Origin of the sequence: Acetomicrobium flavidum, from assembly GCF_900129645.1 — a bacterium.
GTDB lineage: Bacteria > Synergistota > Synergistia > Synergistales > Acetomicrobiaceae > Acetomicrobium > Acetomicrobium flavidum.
Genome location: NZ_FSQZ01000001.1, coordinates 1,253,295 through 1,269,866, shown reverse-complemented (window position 1 = coordinate 1,269,866; position 16,572 = coordinate 1,253,295). Strand labels below are relative to the sequence as shown.

The 16,572-nt window shown below is 51.3% G+C and carries 16 protein-coding genes; 11 read left to right on the top strand and 5 right to left on the bottom strand.

Going from position 1 to position 16,572, the window contains the following annotated elements; genetic code table 11:
* The first annotated feature begins 42 nt into the window (after window positions 1–42).
* From BUQ78_RS06450 to BUQ78_RS06420, 7 genes are all read left to right on the top strand, one after another.
* Entirely contained in the window at window positions 43–816 is a 774-nt protein-coding gene (locus BUQ78_RS06450; RefSeq protein ID WP_074199663.1) for a DeoR/GlpR family DNA-binding transcription regulator, read from the top strand.
* The gene (pfkB, locus tag BUQ78_RS06445) at window positions 813–1,757 is read left to right on the top strand and encodes a 1-phosphofructokinase (RefSeq protein ID WP_074199662.1); all 945 of its coding nucleotides are present in this window, start codon (window positions 813–815) and stop codon (window positions 1,755–1,757) included. The genes BUQ78_RS06450 and pfkB overlap by 4 nt, the downstream gene beginning before the upstream one ends.
* On the top strand, window positions 1,754–2,218 hold the full coding sequence (locus BUQ78_RS06440) for a PTS sugar transporter subunit IIA (protein ID WP_074199661.1): 465 nt from the start codon (window positions 1,754–1,756) through the stop codon (window positions 2,216–2,218). The genes pfkB and BUQ78_RS06440 overlap by 4 nt, the downstream gene beginning before the upstream one ends.
* Before the next feature lie 19 nt (window positions 2,219–2,237).
* Window positions 2,238–3,629 (top strand): fructose-specific PTS transporter subunit EIIC, encoded by a 1,392-nt coding sequence (locus tag BUQ78_RS06435; protein ID WP_074199660.1) that lies wholly within the window; start codon window positions 2,238–2,240, stop codon window positions 3,627–3,629.
* A gap of 269 nt (window positions 3,630–3,898) precedes the next feature.
* A complete protein-coding gene (locus tag BUQ78_RS06430) occupies window positions 3,899–4,930 on the top strand; it encodes an ABC transporter substrate-binding protein (protein ID WP_074199659.1) in 1,032 nt (343 codons plus the stop codon).
* 205 nt (window positions 4,931–5,135) lie between these two features.
* On the top strand, window positions 5,136–6,050 hold the full coding sequence (locus BUQ78_RS06425) for an ATP-binding cassette domain-containing protein (RefSeq protein WP_318259547.1): 915 nt from the start codon (window positions 5,136–5,138) through the stop codon (window positions 6,048–6,050).
* 18 nt (window positions 6,051–6,068) lie between these two features.
* The gene (locus BUQ78_RS06420) at window positions 6,069–6,917 is read left to right on the top strand and encodes an ABC transporter permease (protein ID WP_074199657.1); all 849 of its coding nucleotides are present in this window, start codon (window positions 6,069–6,071) and stop codon (window positions 6,915–6,917) included.
* 141 nt (window positions 6,918–7,058) lie between these two features.
* On the opposite strand, the gene hydA is transcribed toward BUQ78_RS06420, so the two are convergent.
* Window positions 7,059–8,417 (bottom strand): dihydropyrimidinase, encoded by a 1,359-nt coding sequence (hydA, locus tag BUQ78_RS06415; protein WP_014807703.1) that lies wholly within the window; start codon window positions 8,415–8,417, stop codon window positions 7,059–7,061.
* 102 nt (window positions 8,418–8,519) lie between these two features.
* Here hydA and BUQ78_RS06410 point away from each other — a divergent pair, with 102 nt between their 5' ends.
* The 4 genes from BUQ78_RS06410 to BUQ78_RS06395 are packed head-to-tail and all read left to right on the top strand — an operon-like array spanning window position 8,520 to window position 11,834.
* The gene (locus BUQ78_RS06410; RefSeq protein WP_074199656.1) at window positions 8,520–9,680 is read left to right on the top strand and encodes a metallophosphoesterase; all 1,161 of its coding nucleotides are present in this window, start codon (window positions 8,520–8,522) and stop codon (window positions 9,678–9,680) included.
* 23 nt (window positions 9,681–9,703) lie between these two features.
* Window positions 9,704–10,492 carry an exodeoxyribonuclease III gene (gene xth, locus BUQ78_RS06405; protein ID WP_074199655.1) on the top strand — a complete coding sequence of 263 codons (789 nt, stop codon included), beginning with the start codon at window positions 9,704–9,706 and terminating at the stop codon, window positions 10,490–10,492.
* A 35-nt stretch (window positions 10,493–10,527) separates the two neighbouring features.
* Entirely contained in the window at window positions 10,528–11,421 is an 894-nt protein-coding gene (locus BUQ78_RS06400) for a DMT family transporter (protein WP_318259546.1), read from the top strand.
* A gap of 44 nt (window positions 11,422–11,465) precedes the next feature.
* On the top strand, window positions 11,466–11,834 hold the full coding sequence (locus tag BUQ78_RS06395; protein ID WP_014807707.1) for a hypothetical protein: 369 nt from the start codon (window positions 11,466–11,468) through the stop codon (window positions 11,832–11,834).
* A gap of 53 nt (window positions 11,835–11,887) precedes the next feature.
* On the opposite strand, the gene lpdA is transcribed toward BUQ78_RS06395, so the two are convergent.
* From lpdA to gcvH, 4 genes are all read right to left on the bottom strand, one after another.
* On the bottom strand, window positions 11,888–13,285 hold the full coding sequence (lpdA, locus tag BUQ78_RS06390; protein ID WP_074199653.1) for a dihydrolipoyl dehydrogenase: 1,398 nt from the start codon (window positions 13,283–13,285) through the stop codon (window positions 11,888–11,890).
* An 87-nt stretch (window positions 13,286–13,372) separates the two neighbouring features.
* A complete protein-coding gene (gene gcvPB, locus BUQ78_RS06385; RefSeq protein ID WP_074199652.1) occupies window positions 13,373–14,830 on the bottom strand; it encodes an aminomethyl-transferring glycine dehydrogenase subunit GcvPB in 1,458 nt (485 codons plus the stop codon).
* Complete coding sequence (gene gcvPA / locus BUQ78_RS06380) at window positions 14,827–16,170, bottom strand: aminomethyl-transferring glycine dehydrogenase subunit GcvPA (RefSeq protein ID WP_074199651.1); 1,344 nt, start codon at window positions 16,168–16,170, stop codon at window positions 14,827–14,829. The genes gcvPB and gcvPA overlap by 4 nt, the downstream gene beginning before the upstream one ends.
* Window positions 16,170–16,565, bottom strand: a complete 396-nt coding sequence (gene gcvH / locus BUQ78_RS06375) for a glycine cleavage system protein GcvH (protein WP_074199650.1) — start codon at window positions 16,563–16,565, stop codon at window positions 16,170–16,172. Before gcvH ends, gcvPA begins: the two co-directional genes overlap by 1 nt.
* Window positions 16,566–16,572 lie beyond the last annotated feature (7 nt).

Below are 16,572 nucleotides of genomic sequence, written 5' to 3'. Positions count from 1 at the left end.
ACAAACGATCATAAATAATCAAAAACAATCAAGGTGATGGCGATGTTCGCAGAGGAAAGAAGGGCCGCCATAGTAAGCAAGATCAAATCGGGTGCTCCAATATACGTGGCAGACCTGGTTCAAGAGTTCGGCGTCTCCGAGGCCACGATACGCAGGGACCTGGCAGTGCTCGAGAAGATGAACCTGCTCAAGCGAACTCACGGCGGGGCCGCTCCTCCCAATTACAGCCTTGAACCCACCTTTCAAGAGAAGGAAATACAAAACCTCAATCTTAAGGCCGCCATCGGCAAGCTGGCCGCTTCCCTGGTGAAAGACGGAGAAACCATATTGCTTGATGCTGGCACCACCACCCTGCAGCTCGCCTCAAACCTTCGCGGACGAAGGATAACCGTGGCCACCAACTGCATAGACGTGGCAAATGTATTTTTAGACGACCCACACGTAGAGGTCTGGCTGCTTGGGGGAATACTTCGAAAGGGACCTCGTTCCCTTGTAGGTTTTTTGACGAATGAGTCGCTGCACAAGTTGCGCTTCGACAAGGCCTTTCTGGCCGCAAACGCCGTTGACATCGAGTTCGGCGTGACCACGCCCAACATGACAGAAGCCGAGACAAAACGACAGATGCTACTTGCCGGCAAGGAAAAGATCCTTGTGGTAGATCACTCAAAACTAGACATGCAGGGCCTGTGTAAGATATGCGACTTAAACGAGCTTGACCTGCTCATAACCGATGCAGGGGCAGAGGAAAGGCAAATAGAGCAACTCAAGAAAAAGGTAAGGGTAATGATCGCTTTCGAAGGAGGTGACAGGAGGTGACATCGATTGTAACGGTTACCCCGAATCCGGCCATAGACCATACGATATTCATCCCCAACTTCACTGCCGGGAAGGTCAACAGGGTCAAGAATGAACGAATGGACGTCGGAGGCAAGGGATTTAACGTGGCCTCCTTCCTCAAGGACTACGGCATCGACGACGTGGTAGCCACAGGCTTCTTGGGAAAGGAAAACAGTGATTTCTTCGAAGGATTCCTAGCGGAAAGGCAGATCGAGGCAGATTTTGTGTACCTCGACGGGAAGACGCGCACCAACATCAAGATCGTGGACGAAGAAAAGCAGGAGATAACCGACATCAATTTCCCTGGCCTATTTTGCAACAGACAAAGCGGCGATGCCCTAAAGCGCATGCTTGGAAAGCTTGCTCTCACCAATCAATGGTTCGTCTTGTGCGGCAGCCTTCCGCCAGGCCTTCCAGACGACTACTTTGCCCACACTGTAAGCATGCTTAAATCCATGGGCAAATTTGTGGCTCTGGATACCAGCGGCCAGGCCTTAAAGGAGGCCATCGAGGCAAAGCCTGATCTCATAAAGCCCAACATTTCAGAATTTTGCGAGATTTTGGGCTTACAAAATCCTTCCTTCGACGAGATAGTTCAAGGATTAATGGCATTGGCATCTTCGGGCATCAAGACGGTCTGCCTGTCCGCCGGAGAAAGGGGTGCGCTTTTTGCTGAAGACGGCAAAGTCATTTTGGCAAGGCCGCCAAAGATTGACGTCTTAAGCACCGTAGGGGCAGGAGATGCCATGGTGGCAGGCCTCATAGCAGGAGCGCTGTCGGGGCAATCCTTGACGGAACGGGCAAAGCTGTCTACGGCCTTTTCCGCCTGCGCGCTGACCAAAATGGGACCCGGGCGCACCACGCGGGAACGGGTCAGCTCGATCATGAAGGACATAACGATAGAGGAGGTAAGGATATGAACATAAAGGATTTATTGTCAGAAAAAAGGATATTGCTTGGTTTAAATGCCGGCACGAAGGAAGAGGTCTGGAAGGCTATGGCCGAAAGGATGCACGAAGAAGGCATAGTGGAGGACGTGCAGGCTTACCTGGATGATGTGGCCTCAAGGGAAAAGCAGGGGACAACCGGCGTTGGCTTTGGCGTGGCCATCCCCCATGCAAAATCTGATGCCGTAAGGCAAGCAGGTCTTGCGATGGCAAGGACGACAAAGGGCATAGACGTCGGGTCTTTGGACGGAACGCTTGCCGATGTATTTTTCCTGATCGCTGCCCCAAAGGACGCCGACAAAATTTACCTTCAGACGCTTTCAAAGCTAGCAAGGCTGCTTATGCACGAAGAGTTCAGGGAATCTTTAAGGAAGGCCCAGGACTCCGGGGAAGTAATCGACACCATCGAAAAGATGGAAGAAAAAATAAGTTAGCCCAAAGGAGGGACATGACATGGCAAAGATAGTAGCCGTGACGGCTTGCCCCACGGGGATTGCCCATACCTACATGGCGGCCGAATCGCTGAAGGTGGGAGCGCAAAAGTTGGGACACGAGATAAAGATCGAGACGATGGGCTCTGCGGGCGTCGAAAACAGGCTGACCGATGACGACATAAGCCAGGCAGATGTTGTCATCATAGCGGCAGACACGAACGTGGATACGGATAGGTTCGCAGGAAAGCCCATATATATGACGTCTACGGGATTGGCCATAAAGGACGGCGGCGCCGTCATCAACGAGGCCTTAAGCAAAGCTAAGGTTACCGTAGCAAAGGAAGTAGCCAAGATAGAGGAGATAAAGGCCCAAAGATCGGCGCAAAGGTCAGGCGTGTACAAGCACCTCATGACGGGCGTTTCCTACATAATACCCGTCGTGGTGGCGGGAGGTTTGTGCATCGCCTTGTCGTTTGCCTTTGGAATACATGCCGCAGAGCAGGAAGGCAGCTTGGCAGCTGCGCTCATGAGGATAGGCGGCGGAGCGGCGTTTGCCCTCATGGTCCCGGTCCTTGCCGGTTATATCGCCTACTCCATAGCCGATAGGCCAGGTCTTACTCCGGGCCTCATAGGCGGTATGCTCGCAAGCCAGATAGGAGCCGGGTTTTTGGGCGGGATCATTGCTGGATTCATAGCAGGTTACGTAGCGCTTGGCCTGAAGAAATCCATAAAGCTTCCAAAAAGCCTCGAAGGGTTGATGCCCGTCTTAGTCCTGCCGCTTATTTCTTCCTTAATAACCGGACTTTTGATGATTTACGTGATAGGAACTCCCGTAAAGGGCATCATGGACTGGCTGACCTTTAGGTTAAACACCATGAGCACGACCAACGCCGCGATATTGGGGTTGGCATTGGGAGCGATGATGGCCGTTGACATGGGAGGGCCGGTCAACAAGGTGGCTTACGCCTTCGCCGTTGGATTGCTTGGAAGCAACACCTTTGAGCCCATGGCCGCCGTAATGGCTGCAGGCATGACGCCTCCCTTGGGGATAGCCTTATCCACCTTCATCGCGAAGAACAAATACACAAAGGAGGAAAGAGAGGCAGGCAAGGCCGCATTGGTCTTGGGGATGTCCTTCATAACTGAGGGTGCCATTCCCTTTGCGGCAGCCGACCCCTTGAGGGTAATACCTTCCATAATAGCCGGCTCGACCGTAGCGGGAGCTTTGTCCATGTCCTTTCACTGCGCCTTGAGGGCTCCCCACGGGGGTATATTCGTCCTTCCCATCCCTAACGCCGTCGAAAACCTCGGGTTTTACATCATAGCCATACTTGCCGGCTCGATCGTAACGGCCTTGCTTGTAAGCTTGTTAAAGCCCAATAAGAACGTTAACGTCGTAAATGCAAAGTAAAAAGCGCGAGGTTACGTAGCATACTTCTTACAATAGGTGGCCTCTGAATAGAAGGCCACCTATTGTGTACGATTAACTTGACAAATATTGATATTATTGTATTTTAAAATGTGTGATCACAATCAAATCCACTTTCAATTGAATCTGGTCAGTCATAAACCGCATATATTACAGTGAACGTAATAAAAATCCAATTATCGGCAATTTTTTATCCGTCACTTCTTAATTAAAGAACATAAACTTTTGTCATGAATTAAGGGGGTATTTGCATGTCAAAAAAGGCCGTTGCCGTACTAGCTCTAGTGGCGATGTGCTTTTTCTTTGTTCTCTCTTTTCCGGCAACATCGCCTGCCAAAACGAAGAGCATTACCTTTGGCGATTTTAGCTGGGATAGCGTGCAAATTCATAATCGCATTGCCGGTTATGTATTGGAAAAGGCCTATGGATACCGCGTTTCCTATAGCTTTGGCGAAAGTCTTCCCCTGTTGCTTGGAATGGCACGAGGCGATGTGGATGTATCCATGGAAATATGGTCGGACAATATTGAGGCATGGGGCAAATATGTGGAAAGCGGCGAATGTTTGGATTTAGGTCCGACCTATCCGGATGCCGGCCAGGGTTGGTATGTGCCCACATATGTCATTAAGGGCGATCCCGAAAGAGGCATAGAGCCAATGGCACCGGACCTAAAAAGCATTGAGGATCTTTCGAAATATTGGGAACTTTTCAAGGATCCGGAAAATCCTGATAAAGGTAGGTTTTACAATGGCCCCACAGGTTGGGTGGTTAGCTCTATAAATATAAAAAAACTGCAATCATATGGATTGGACAAGTATTATCAATCTTTTGAGCCAGGCTCCGACGCAGCTCTCTCCACTGCAATATTAAGCGCCTATAGAAAAGGTGAGCCCATATTCTTCTACTATTGGGAGCCTACTCCGATCCTTGGCCTTTTTGACATGACTAAAATCGAGGAACCGCCATATGATATCAAGTTATGGAACGAAAAAAACGGCTACAGATGCGACTTTCCCCAATCGAAAGTACATGTAGGAGCGAGTGCAAAATTATTGCAGAAAGATCCCTTCGTCATATCGTTTTTAGCAAATTATGAAGCGACGATCGAACAGACAAACGAAGCACTTGCCTACATGTGGCAGAATGAGCTGCAACCTAAGGATGCTGCCATATGGTTTTTGAAAAAGTTTCCCGAGCAATGGGAGCAGTGGTTTCCGATTTCTGGTGATCCTCATATAGACAAGCTGAAAGAGGCATTGGACAAAGAGATCGTTAAGGAATAGATCTTAAAATTCGTTGATCGAGCTAGATTTTAGTTTATGAACTTAAATTCCCGTCGTAAGAGGCGGATTTGATAGCTCAATACAATATGAAAATATTATAAAGATACTTGGGTGGTTTGGGTGGGATAAAGTTTGATCGGTTATTTTGATCAAATTTTATCCCTATTTGTTTTTTTGAAAGTCCACGAAAATGGGAGGGATGTGGATGAACAAGATTAAATCTATAAATGCCATTTCTCCGGTCCTTGAAGTAAAAAACCTGTGGAAGGTGTTTCCCAAAGGACAACGTTCAAAGGGGAAGAAGACATTAAACATCGACGTTCACGATCACGTTACGATTTCGCAGATGGAAAAAGACGGCAAACTTGTGGTGGCCGTGAGGGATGTCTCTTTCGAAATATATCCTGGAGAGATTTTCATCGTCATGGGGTTGTCCGGCAGCGGAAAGTCAACCCTCATACGCTGCCTAATGAGATTGATAGAAGTCACGGCAGGTACAGTTAAAATTAATGGCCTGGATGTAACTTCCTTAAGCAAAAAAGAACTGGTGAAACACAGAAGGTATCAAGCCGCCATGGTTTTTCAGCACTACGGTTTGCTTCCCCACAAGACAGTGCTGGATAACGTTGCCTTCGGCTTAAAGCTTCGAGGCGAACTGAAAGAGGAGAGATATCGAAAGGCCAAAGCTGCAATAGAAAGAGTGGGCTTGGAGGGATGGGAGAATTATTATCCTGCCGCATTGTCTGGAGGAATGCAGCAAAGGGTAGGAATAGCCCGCGCACTGGTCATGGATGCCCCTGTCCTGCTGATGGACGAGCCCTTTAGCGGTTTAGATCCTCTTATCAGCAGGCAATTGCAGGACGAACTGTTGAGGCTGCAGGAGGAAATGAAAAAAAGCATAATGTTTGTTACCCATGATTTGTCCGAAGCTTTGAGGTTGGGCAACAGAATGGCCATCATGAGAAAGGGAAGCATAGTTCAAATCGGGACGCCCGATGAGATCGTTTCAAATCCGGCTGATGATTACGTAGCTGCCTTCGTTGCCGACGAAAGACGGACGCTGGAAAAGACTAAATTGAGCCTGGGAAGCAAATTGGCAAGTGCGCCTGCAAGCTCGTGACGAGGAGGTGAAGATAATATGTTTCCTGAGCATTTTACTTTTCATGTAGCGGAACAGGTCAATAATTTCGTAGATTGGCTGTTAGACTCATACGCACCTGTCTTTGACGCCATTTCTACCGGTATCCTCACTATGTTGCTAAGGATAAACGAAATACTGCTGATGGTCCCTTGGTGGCTGTACATGGTCATAGTTTTCGTGGTGCTCTTTACGGCCACAAGAAAGGTTGTTGCTTCGTTGACCCTGGCCATCTTGCCTTTGTTGATTGGTGCCTTCGGATTATGGGCATTGGCGATGGAATCTCTGTCCGTCGTGCTGACGGCGGTCATAATTTCACTGCTGATAGGCGTCCCCGTGGGGATACTGATGGCGGAGATCGACTGCTTTGCAGTTATTCTCAGGCCGATCTTGGACGGCATGCAGACTATGCCAAGCTTTGTGTACTTAATACCGGCCATGATGCTCTTTGGCCTTGGCAAGGTGCCTGCGGTATTGGCCACCTTGATATATTCGCTTCCACCGGTCATAAGGCTGACGAATATGGGTTTGAGGCACGTACCTAAAAACATTGAAGAGGCTGCGTTGGCTTATGGCGCAACGAAGTGGCAACTGCTCAAGGAAGTGAGAATTCCATTGGCCATGCCCTCCATACTAACTGGAGTTAACCAAACAACGATGATGGCTTTAGCCATGGTTGTCGTTGCCTCGATGATTGGAGCCAGGGGATTGGGGCAGGAGGTGTTACTCTCCATAAACAGGATAGACATAGGCAGAGGATTTGAAGCGGGACTATCAGTTGTCGTTATGGCTATAGTCATCGATAGGGTGACTCAGTCCATCGCGAAGAAATGGGAGCCGCCCAGATAAAACCATGAATGGAAGAGCAAATAGGGGCAGAATCGCGATTGTTGCGCAAGCAATCTACTGACGCGCCTGCTTTGGGGAAAGGGCCTTTTGGGTACTTCTTTGAAGCCCTCGATCACGAACTGCCCCTTTGCAATTTACGTTTCAAACGCGCCTTGCCAAAAACCTTCCCCTTCCTTCGGTTCCGGTAAAAACGCCGTCGTTGTAGATTACCTCTCCACGCGACAGGGTCGTGCGCACCTTGCCCTTTACGGCCATGCCCTCGTAGGGACAAAAATCGACGTTCATGTGGAGGTTGTCAACGCTCATGGTCCACTCCTCGTCGGGATCAAATATGACTACATCCGCGTCGGAACCTATATGAAGCGCTCCCTTCTGAGGGAAAAGCCCGTATATCTTGGCCGGGTTTTCTGCAAAAAGCCTGACTAAGGCATCGACCGAAAGGCCCCTTTTCGATACCCCCTCGCTAAAGATCAGGGGCAACGCCGTCTCCACTCCGGGCAACCCGTAGGGCAAATCGGTAAATCTACCCTTCCAGGCCTTTTGCTCCCTGGTGAACGGGCAGTGGTCCGTCGCTATCATGGAAATTTCTTCCTCTATCAAGGCATCCCAAAGGACCTGCGTGTCGTGCGATGATCTCAAGGCCGGAGAGGCAGAATAGAGGTAGCCGTCAACACCGTCATAGACGTCCTTGGTGAGCAGCAGATATTGGGGGCAAGTTTCTGCCGTCGCATTTCGATAAAAGCTTTTTGCCCTCCTAAGGGCTTCCAAGCCTAGAGCTGAAGAAAGGTGCACGATATGTACCCTTGCCCCCGCCTTTTCGGCCAAATAGACCACGTCGCTTACGGCCGTCGCCTCACAAAGAGGTGGCCTCGCCTTCGCCAGAGTAGCCATATCGCTAAATTCATCGTCCCGGAGGGAGCTCATGATGCAGTTGATGATCTCTTCGTCCTCGGCGTGCACGATGGCCAAAGCACCAAGCTCTCCGATCACCTGAAATGCCTCAAAGAGCGCCCCTCTGTCGGTCCTCCTGCCGGAAGAGCCGTAGGCGGTGAAAAACTTGAAGCTCGTGACGCCCAATTGGATCGCCTTGAGCATCTCCCATGCCCTCGACTTTCGCCAACCGATGACCTCGGCATGAAGGGCATAATCTATGTAAGATCTCTTTGCATCGACGAGCCTTCTTTCTATATCCTCCGGTATGGAAGACTGACTGCTGCCGACGGTGAAATCAATGACAGTGGTCACGCCGCCGCAGGCTGCGGCCTTGGTGCCCGAGGCAAAGGTGTCGCTTGAACGGGTACCGGAGACGGGAAGCTCCATGTGAACATGGGCATCTATGGCACCCGGCAGGACGAGCATTCCCGAGGCGTCGATCACGCGCTTGCCCTTTAAGTCCTGCCCTATTGCTGCAACCCTTTCGCCGCTTATGGCTAGGTCTGCCTTGGATGTCCCCATCGGCCCTCCTACTATTAGACCCCCCTTTATCACCACGTCATACATTTCAAAACCTCCATTCGTTGACTAAAGCAGATGCTTAATAGTTTTAATGCCGCTGCTTATCTTTCTTATTGGCATTATACTATCACGTAAAGGGGGAGTTACATGGGGCTTGGTTTAATATTTTTTATCACTGTGGTGCTTTCGATTTACTCTTTAACGAACTACTATATTTTCATCCATATCGCCCCTTTATGCCATACTCCTGCCGGCAAGGCGGTTGCCGTGCTATTGATTTTGCATATTATCGCATATCCTTGTAGCCGCATACTTCAGGCTATAGGATCGACGGGGGCTTTGACTGAGATATCTGCAGGACTTACGGCGATCGGCTCCTACTACCTCGCCTTCATGACCTATGCCTTCTTCCTGGCCTTATTTGAGGATATCTACAGATTCTTTGCATCGCTATTCTCATTTCTTCCCTTGCTGGACAGTACGTCAAGGGCCGCCCTTTGGAAGTTTGGCATCTGCATAATAATTACACTCGTGGTCTTTGGCGGCATAAATGCCAAAAGGCCAAGGGTCGTCACGCTAGATATCGAAATGCCATGTAACGGCACAAGCTCAAGATCTCTTCGCGCAGTGGCGGTATCCGACATGCATGTGGGGCCCTTCATGAGAAATTCCAGGATCAGGGAACTGGTGGACAGGATAAATTCGCTGTCCCCCGACGTGGTCTTTTTTGTGGGAGACATAGTGGACGAAAGCGTATCGGCAGCCATTGAGGAGGGGCTCGCCGATGAGCTTAGAAATATAAAAGCTCCCTTGGGAGTTTACGCTTCTGCCGGCAATCACGACCATTACGCCGGAATTGATGCCGTAGAAAAGGCGCTAGGACAAGCAGGAGCAAGAATGCTCAGGGATGAATTTTCCGTAGTGGGAAATGCGTTTTTGCTCGTGGGCCGCGAAGATGCCACGGCGAGCAGATTTGACGGCAGCACGCGCCAGCCGCTTTCGAGCATCCTAAAAAACGCCCCAAAGGATTATCCCGTAATCGTCTTGGACCACACCCCCGTTGGCTTAGATGAGGCGGCCTCTTTAAATGTGGCCCTGCAGCTTTCGGGCCATACGCACAATGGCCAGATTTGGCCCTTTAACCTCATCACGGGATTGGTATTTGAAAAAAGTTGGGGTATTTTACGTAAAGGCAACACCATTTTTTATGTATCATGCGGTTATGGTACATGGGGACCTCCAGTGCGCCTGGGATCCGTGCCGGAAATCATATTGCTAAACTTGAAGTTCGGCCTAAGGGACCGGTAAAAACTAGATAAGGAGGTAATAAGATGTCCTTTTTTACGATTGCTACGTTTAATGTGAATTCCATCAGAAGCAGGCTTCACATATTGGAAAGGTGGCTTCAAAAAAATCCGGTAAACGTGCTTTGCCTTCAGGAAACCAAGGTGACCGACGATCAATTTCCCGTAGGGGCCTTCGATTCTTGGGGATACAACGTGTTTTTTAGGGGCAGGAAGGCATATGCAGGCGTTGCCATAGCATGCCAGGACGAGCCCAGCGAGGTTATCTACGGCTTTCCCGATGGCCACGACGGCAAAGACGACGATCGGCTGATCATGGCCCGCTTCGATGACCTGTGGGTCATAAACACCTACGTTCCGCAGGGGAAATCCATAGACCACCCCGATTATCAGTACAAAAAAAATTTCTTCAGGCGATTCCTGGACATGTTAGAATCCGGTTTCAAGGACGACGACAAGATACTTTGGGTAGGCGATATGAACGTAGCTCCCGAGGACAAGGACGTGACCAACCCCGAGACCAAGAGAAATCACGTCTGTTTCCACGAGGAGATCAGAGACCTCTTCGACACTGTCAAATCATGGGGTTTCGTAGACGTATTTAGGAAACATCATCCCGAGGAAGGACAGTTCACCTTCTGGGACTATCGCGTTAAAAATGCCCTGGAGCGAAACATAGGATGGCGCGTAGATCACATATTGGCCACAAATCCCGTTGCCGAGCGATCGGTAGACTGCTACATAGACAGGGAACCACGCGGTTGGGAAAGGCCGTCGGATCATACCTTCCTCGTGGGCATCTTTGATATTCAATAAAACACGTTAATGCCATGAAGAACACATCAAGCCCCATGCATGGAGTACTTTTGGTCCTTGGTGCAACGCTCATATGGGGAACGAACGGCCCCGTCATTCGTTTCATTAACAGCTTCGGGGTTGGTCCCCTTTTGATCACGCTTTTTCGCATCACCGTAAGCACTTGCATAATCATGTCGATCTGCCCCAGGCCGCGTGCCCAGCTTATAATTCCGCGCAGGGAGGAGATCACCAAGCCCCTGTTTTGGCTGAGCTCTCTGGGACTGATCAGCTCAAATCTTGGCTTGAGCATGGCTTTCTTAAGGATATCCGTCGGCTTAACTTTGATCCTATACTATACTGCCCCAATTTGGGCCATGATAGGAGCCTGGATCATAGCTCGGGAACGTCCCACCGTGGTCCAAATTCTGGCCTTAATCACATCTTTATCGGGAGTCTGCTTCGCCGTCTGGGACCCTGGGGAGGGATTGAGATTCGACCTCATGGGTATAGCCTGTGCCCTTGCAGCCGGAGCGGGGTATGCCCTGTACTTGCTCAACGGCAGGTTCGGATTGGGAAAAGTGTCGCCCTTTAAGGCCTATTTGCAAAACTTCATGTGGGCTTCCGTAATTTGCTGGATCGCAGCGATCTGCTCAGGAGAGGTATCGACATTGTTTAAAGCCCCCTTAAAGGCCTACATTGGCCTTCTGTACATGGCGCTTTGCACCTCAACGCTGGCCTTCGGGATGGTCTCAAGGGCCCTTAAGTACATGTCCAGCTCCATAGCGTCTGTCATATCCATGAGCGAGGTCCCGCTGTCCATGATGTGGGCCTTTATATTGCTAGGCGAGAGGCCAGAAAAAAGCGCCATTTTTGGCGGCATCTTCATATGCATTGCCGTCATATTGCTGTCGCTAGAGCCTTTATTTTATTGCAGGGATAATCGATAAATGTTATATTATATGTAACTTCGAGTGCAAAAGAGGTGAGGGATATGGGACACTACTGGAAGATCAAATGTCCGGTTTGCGGAGCCGAGACCATGTCCTCAAAGGAGGAAGGGCTCAAAGTCGAATGTTCCCACTTTGGCAGATTTGTGCCTGAGCAGTCGCTCGTCATTTACTACAACGATCTTGGGGAGGAAATCCCGGTAAGGCTCGACGACGTAGGCCAAGCTTGCTATAAATTTACGTGTCCTATTTGCAGTGAGAACATCGAGGCCTGCGCCACCATGGGAGCACATCAATATTACGTGAAGACCAATTGCACTCATTTCATAACGCTGAGGCGAGGCGAAAACGACAAGATCACGGCCATCTTTTACGACTCCTTCAACAACGCATATCCCGTGGAGGTCGGATAGCGCTTTACAGTTAATCCCTCCTCGACTTCATGTGAGGAGGGATTAACTGCCCTTTAACGCTTCTTGGGCAACTGATGAATGGCCTCTTCGTTTAATGCCATGACCGCTTCGTGAAAGACCTCCGCCAAAGTGGGGTGGGCATGAATGCAGGAGATAAGCTCCTCCACCGAAACGCCGGCATGCATAGCAATGGCAGCCTCGTGAATTAAATCGCTTGCGTGAGGGCCAACGATGTGAACGCCGGCCAAATGTCCATCGTCATAAGCCAGCACTTTGACCAAGCCCTCCTCCTCGCCCATGGCGACAGCCTTGCCGTTACCTCCAAAGAGAAACTTGCTGACCTTATAGCTAACCTTTTCCCCTTGAAGCTCCTCCTCGGTCTTTCCTGCTGTGGCCACTTCAGGGATGGTAAACACTGCCGCCGGTATAACGCCGTAGTTGACCTTGCCTGGCCTGCCAAAGATGGCCTCAACGGCAGCCTTGCCCTCCTCCGAGGCCACATGGGCGAGGTAGGGCGGCCCAATTACGTCACCTATGGCATACACCCCTTCAGCCGAGGTCCTGTAGAACTCATCGACGACTATGCCCTTGGGCCCAGTCTTGACTCCTGCCTCTTCCAAGCCAAGGCCGTCCGTATTCGGGACGTTTCCCGTGGCGACGAGCACAAGGTCGGCATCTAAGGTCACGGCCTCCTCGCCTTTCAAGGCGTGGACCGTCAAGCCCTTTTCGCCCTCCTCGATGCGATCGAGGAGGGTTCCCTCGTAGAAGGTTATGCCCCTTTTCTTCAAAAGCAGCGTCAAGCGCTTCGATATCTCGCCGTCCATGAGGCGAAGCACCTTGCTTCTTACCATGACCGTAACTTTAGACCCCAGGGCATTGTAAATGCTTGCAAATTCCATGGCTATGTAACCACCGCCGTATACCAAAAGCCTGCCGGGGAGGCCCTCGTAGCCCAATAACTCCTTGCTGGTCATGACGCCCTTCAAGTTTATACCGCAAACTTCAGGAACGGCTTGCTTCGAACCTGTAGCTATTAGGACGTTTTTGGACTCAAGCTCAAGCGACTCTCCGTCATTGCGCTTCACGATGACCTTACCATTGCCCGCAAGCCTTGCCCTGCCGTTTACGACGTTTATCTTGTAGCCTTTAAGCAGTTGGCTGACCCCGCCGGTAAGCTTGTCGACAGCCCTGCGCTTCCAGGAATGTACCTTTGCCATGTCTATTGCAGGCTTGCCCGCAACTACGCCAAAGTCCTCCATTCTGGCCGCCAAAAGCGCGGTGGCAGCGCTTTGATACAATGCCTTCGTGGGAATGCAGCCGTAATTAAGACAGGTACCGCCAACTTTGTCTTCCTCGATGACGGTAACCCTTGCTCCAAGCTGAGCGGCCCTGATGGCCGCCACATACCCCCCGGGGCCGCTTCCGATCACGATGAGATCGTTTTCTGCCATTGAGATAATCTCCTTTCATTTAAAAACGCAAAGCGTTCGCCCGTAAAACCAAGAAACGGCGAACGCTTTGCAAATAGTTACGTATTATTACTTATCGAAATCCCACTTTACGATGGGCCTCTTTGCCGCCGTGACCTCGTCCAGGCGGCTGATGGGCGTGGTCTTCGGCGAATCCTTTACGACCTCAGGAGCTTCTTCTGCTTCCTTCGCTATCTTGATCATGCACTCCGCGAAGGCATCCAGTGTCTCAAGGCTTTCCGTCTCCGTGGGTTCCACCATCATCGCCTCGGGGACGATGAGCGGGAAGTACACAGTAGGCGGATGGAAGCCGTAATCTATCAGCCTCTTGACCATGTCAAGCGTAGTGACGCCTGTGGCCTTCTTCTGTTTATTGCCGGAGATGACGAACTCATGCTTGCACCAGCGATCGAAGGGTAAGTCGAAGTAATCGCGAAGGCGTTTCATTAGGTAATTGGCGTTAAGCACGGCGCATTCTGCCGCTTCTTTCAAGCCCTCGGGACCCATGGTCAGTATGTAGGCGTAGGCCTTTACCATCACGTTGAAGTTTCCGTAGAAGGACCTCACCTTTCCTATGGAAAGTGGCCTATCGTAATCCAGGTAGTAGCGATCGCCATCCCGTTCTACCACGGGGACGGGCAGGAAGGGTACAAGCTCTTTCTTGACGGCGATGGGGCCAGACCCCGGGCCTCCGCCTCCGTGAGGGGTGCTGAAGGTCTTATGGAGGTTCAAGTGCACCACGTCAAATCCCATGTCGCCCGGACGCGCCTTGCCCAGATTTGCGTTGAGGTTGGCGCCATCGTAGTACAAAAGCCCGCCTGCGTCATGTATTATCCTTGCGATCTCCGTTATCCTTTCCTCGAACAACCCCAGGGTGTTGGGGTTCGTCAACATGATGCCGGCTACTTCGTCGCTCATGAGCTTCTTCAAGTCCTCCACGTCGACGTTGCCGCGCTCGTCGGACTTGACTTCCAGCACCTCGAAGCCGACCATGCTGGCTGAAGCCGGGTTCGTGCCGTGGGCGGAATCAGGTATTATGATCTTGTTTCTCTTGCCCTCGCCTCTGTGCTCGAGGGCAGCCTTTATGATCATCAAGCCCGTCATCTCGCCGTGCGCACCGGCGGCGGGCTGCAGCGTGGCCCTATCCATTCCGGTGATCTCGCACAACATCCCTTCCAGGTCGTAGATGAGCTTCAGGGCCCCCTGGACGCTTTCTTCAGGCTGATAAGGATGTAGCTTGAGGAAACCCGGCAGGCGCGAGACGGATTCGTTCACCTTCGGGTTATACTTCATCGTACACGACCCGAGCGGGTAAAAGCCTAAGTCGACGGCGTAGTTGAGCTGAGACAGCCTGGTGAAATGTCGAACCACGTCTACCTCAAATACTTCGGGCAACCTCGCGTCGACCTTCCTCGCAAACTTTTCCGGGATCTTTTCGTCGGCTTCAGGCACATCGCAAGCGGGAAGAGAGTAGGCCTTTCTGCCTGCTTTGGAGAGTTCGAATATGAGCTCTACGGGCTTTTTCATAGCGCTTCACCCCCTGCGATATCCACAAACCTGTCTATCTCTTCCTTCGTCCTGCGCTCCGTAACCGCGATAAGCCATCCTTGACCGATCTCCGGGTAATGACACGACAGGTCGTAACCTCCGATGAACCCCTGCTTTAGGAGCGCGTCGTTAAGCTCCTTCACGGGCTTAGGCGAAAGGACGACGAATTCCTTAAAAAACGGCGCGCTAAAGGCTCGCTTAAACCCGCGCTTGACAAGCCCTTCCATGGTGTAGTGGGCTTTATTGTAGCAAAGGCTTGCCACTTCCTTCAGGCCCTCTTTGCCCATCGCCACCATGTAGACGGCGCCCATGAGGGCACACAGGCTCTGGTTGGTGCATATGTTAGAAGTCGCCTTCTCGCGGCGTATGTGCTGTTCCCTCGCCTGCAAGGTCAAAACGAAGCCGCGGCGACCCTGGGTGTCCACGGTCTGCCCGACGATTCTTCCCGGCATCCTGCGAAGCAGCTTTTCCGTCGCAGCCAAAAAGCCGAAATGGGGCCCTCCAAAGGACGGCTGGTTGCCCAGGGCCTGGCCTTCGCCGGTGACGATGTCGGCACCTAAATGGCCAGGAGCCTCAAGCATGGCAAGGGAAATGGGGTCTGCGCTCACGATCATCATGGCACCTTTGGAGTGGGCTGCCTCGGCTATGCGGGCTATGTCCTCGATTACTCCAAAGAAGTTGGGGCTTTGTATCATGACGGCAGCTATTTCGTCGCCCAATTTGCCTTCGAGGTCCTTAATGTCTACCTGTCCGTCTTCGTAGCCGAACTCTTCTACTTGGACGCCCCTAAAGCGGGTGTAAGTCCTTAGCACCGCCCTGTATTCCGGATTCACCGCCTTAGAGCAAAGCACCTTTTCTCTCTTGGTGGCAGTGCAGGCCATGAAGGCCGACTCTGCAAATGCCGAAGCTCCGTCGTACATGGAGGCGTTTGTGACGTACATGCCCGTGAGCTCGCATATCATGGATTGATATTCGAAGATGGCCTGCAAGGTTCCTTGGCTAATCTCGGGCTGGTAGGGGGTGTAGGCCGTGTAGAACTCTCCCCTTGACGCTACGGCATCGACCACTGACGGAACGAAGTGATCGTAGACGCCCGCTCCCAAAAAACAGGCGCAGCTGTCGAGGTTCAAATTCTTGCCGGCCAAACCCTCCATGTGCTTTACCAGCTCATCTTCTGACATGGGGCCGGGAATGTCGTAGATGCCCTTCATCCGTACTTCCTTGGGTATATCTTCAAAGAGCTCGTCAACGGACTTGACGCCCAATGCCTCGAGCATCTTTTGTTTATCTTCCGGCGTATGGGGAATGTAATTCCACATTAGGCCATCGCCTCCTTCTCTTGCTCGCAATGCTTGGCGTAGCTTTCGGCGTCAAGAAGTGCGTCCACCTCCTCGGGGTTGGCCATTTCGATTAAGGCGATCCAGTTTTTGTAGGGGTCCTGGTTGAGCAATCCCGGTTCCTCTTCCAAGGACTCGTTGGCATCTACCACCTTGCCAGAGACCGGCGAATAAACGTCAGAGGCTGCCTTGACTGACTCGATGGAACACAGCGCGTCTCCGACTTCCACATCCGAGCCGACCTCGGGAAGCTCGACGTAAACTATGTCTCCCAAGTGCCTTTGGGCGAAATCGGTTATGCCGACGTAAGCGTTTTTGCCCTCTACCCTAACCCACTCGTGCGTCTTCGTATACTTCAGATCCTTCGGAATGTTCATTTCCCAT

Bases quoted from the DNA above. Each gene is read 5' to 3' on its own strand.
- BUQ78_RS06450 (WP_074199663.1), top strand. From the start codon at position 43: ATGTTCGCAGAGGAAAGAAGGGCCGCCATAGTAAGCAAGATCAAATCG.
- BUQ78_RS06440 (WP_074199661.1), top strand. From the start codon at position 1,754: ATGAACATAAAGGATTTATTGTCAGAAAAAAGGATATTGCTTGGTTTA.
- BUQ78_RS06435 (WP_074199660.1), top strand. From the start codon at position 2,238: ATGGCAAAGATAGTAGCCGTGACGGCTTGCCCCACGGGGATTGCCCAT.
- BUQ78_RS06430 (WP_074199659.1), top strand. From the start codon at position 3,899: ATGTCAAAAAAGGCCGTTGCCGTACTAGCTCTAGTGGCGATGTGCTTT.
- BUQ78_RS06425 (WP_318259547.1), top strand. From the start codon at position 5,136: ATGAACAAGATTAAATCTATAAATGCCATTTCTCCGGTCCTTGAAGTA.
- BUQ78_RS06420 (WP_074199657.1), top strand. From the start codon at position 6,069: ATGTTTCCTGAGCATTTTACTTTTCATGTAGCGGAACAGGTCAATAAT.
- hydA (WP_014807703.1), bottom strand. From the start codon at position 8,417: ATGTATGACGTGGTGATAAAGGGGGGTCTAATAGTAGGAGGGCCGATG.
- BUQ78_RS06410 (WP_074199656.1), top strand. From the start codon at position 8,520: ATGGGGCTTGGTTTAATATTTTTTATCACTGTGGTGCTTTCGATTTAC.
- xth (WP_074199655.1), top strand. From the start codon at position 9,704: ATGTCCTTTTTTACGATTGCTACGTTTAATGTGAATTCCATCAGAAGC.
- BUQ78_RS06400 (WP_318259546.1), top strand. From the start codon at position 10,528: ATGCATGGAGTACTTTTGGTCCTTGGTGCAACGCTCATATGGGGAACG.
- BUQ78_RS06395 (WP_014807707.1), top strand. From the start codon at position 11,466: ATGGGACACTACTGGAAGATCAAATGTCCGGTTTGCGGAGCCGAGACC.
- lpdA (WP_074199653.1), bottom strand. From the start codon at position 13,285: ATGGCAGAAAACGATCTCATCGTGATCGGAAGCGGCCCCGGGGGGTAT.
- gcvPB (WP_074199652.1), bottom strand. From the start codon at position 14,830: ATGAAAAAGCCCGTAGAGCTCATATTCGAACTCTCCAAAGCAGGCAGA.
- gcvPA (WP_074199651.1), bottom strand. From the start codon at position 16,170: ATGTGGAATTACATTCCCCATACGCCGGAAGATAAACAAAAGATGCTC.
- gcvH (WP_074199650.1), bottom strand. From the start codon at position 16,565: ATGAACATTCCGAAGGATCTGAAGTATACGAAGACGCACGAGTGGGTT.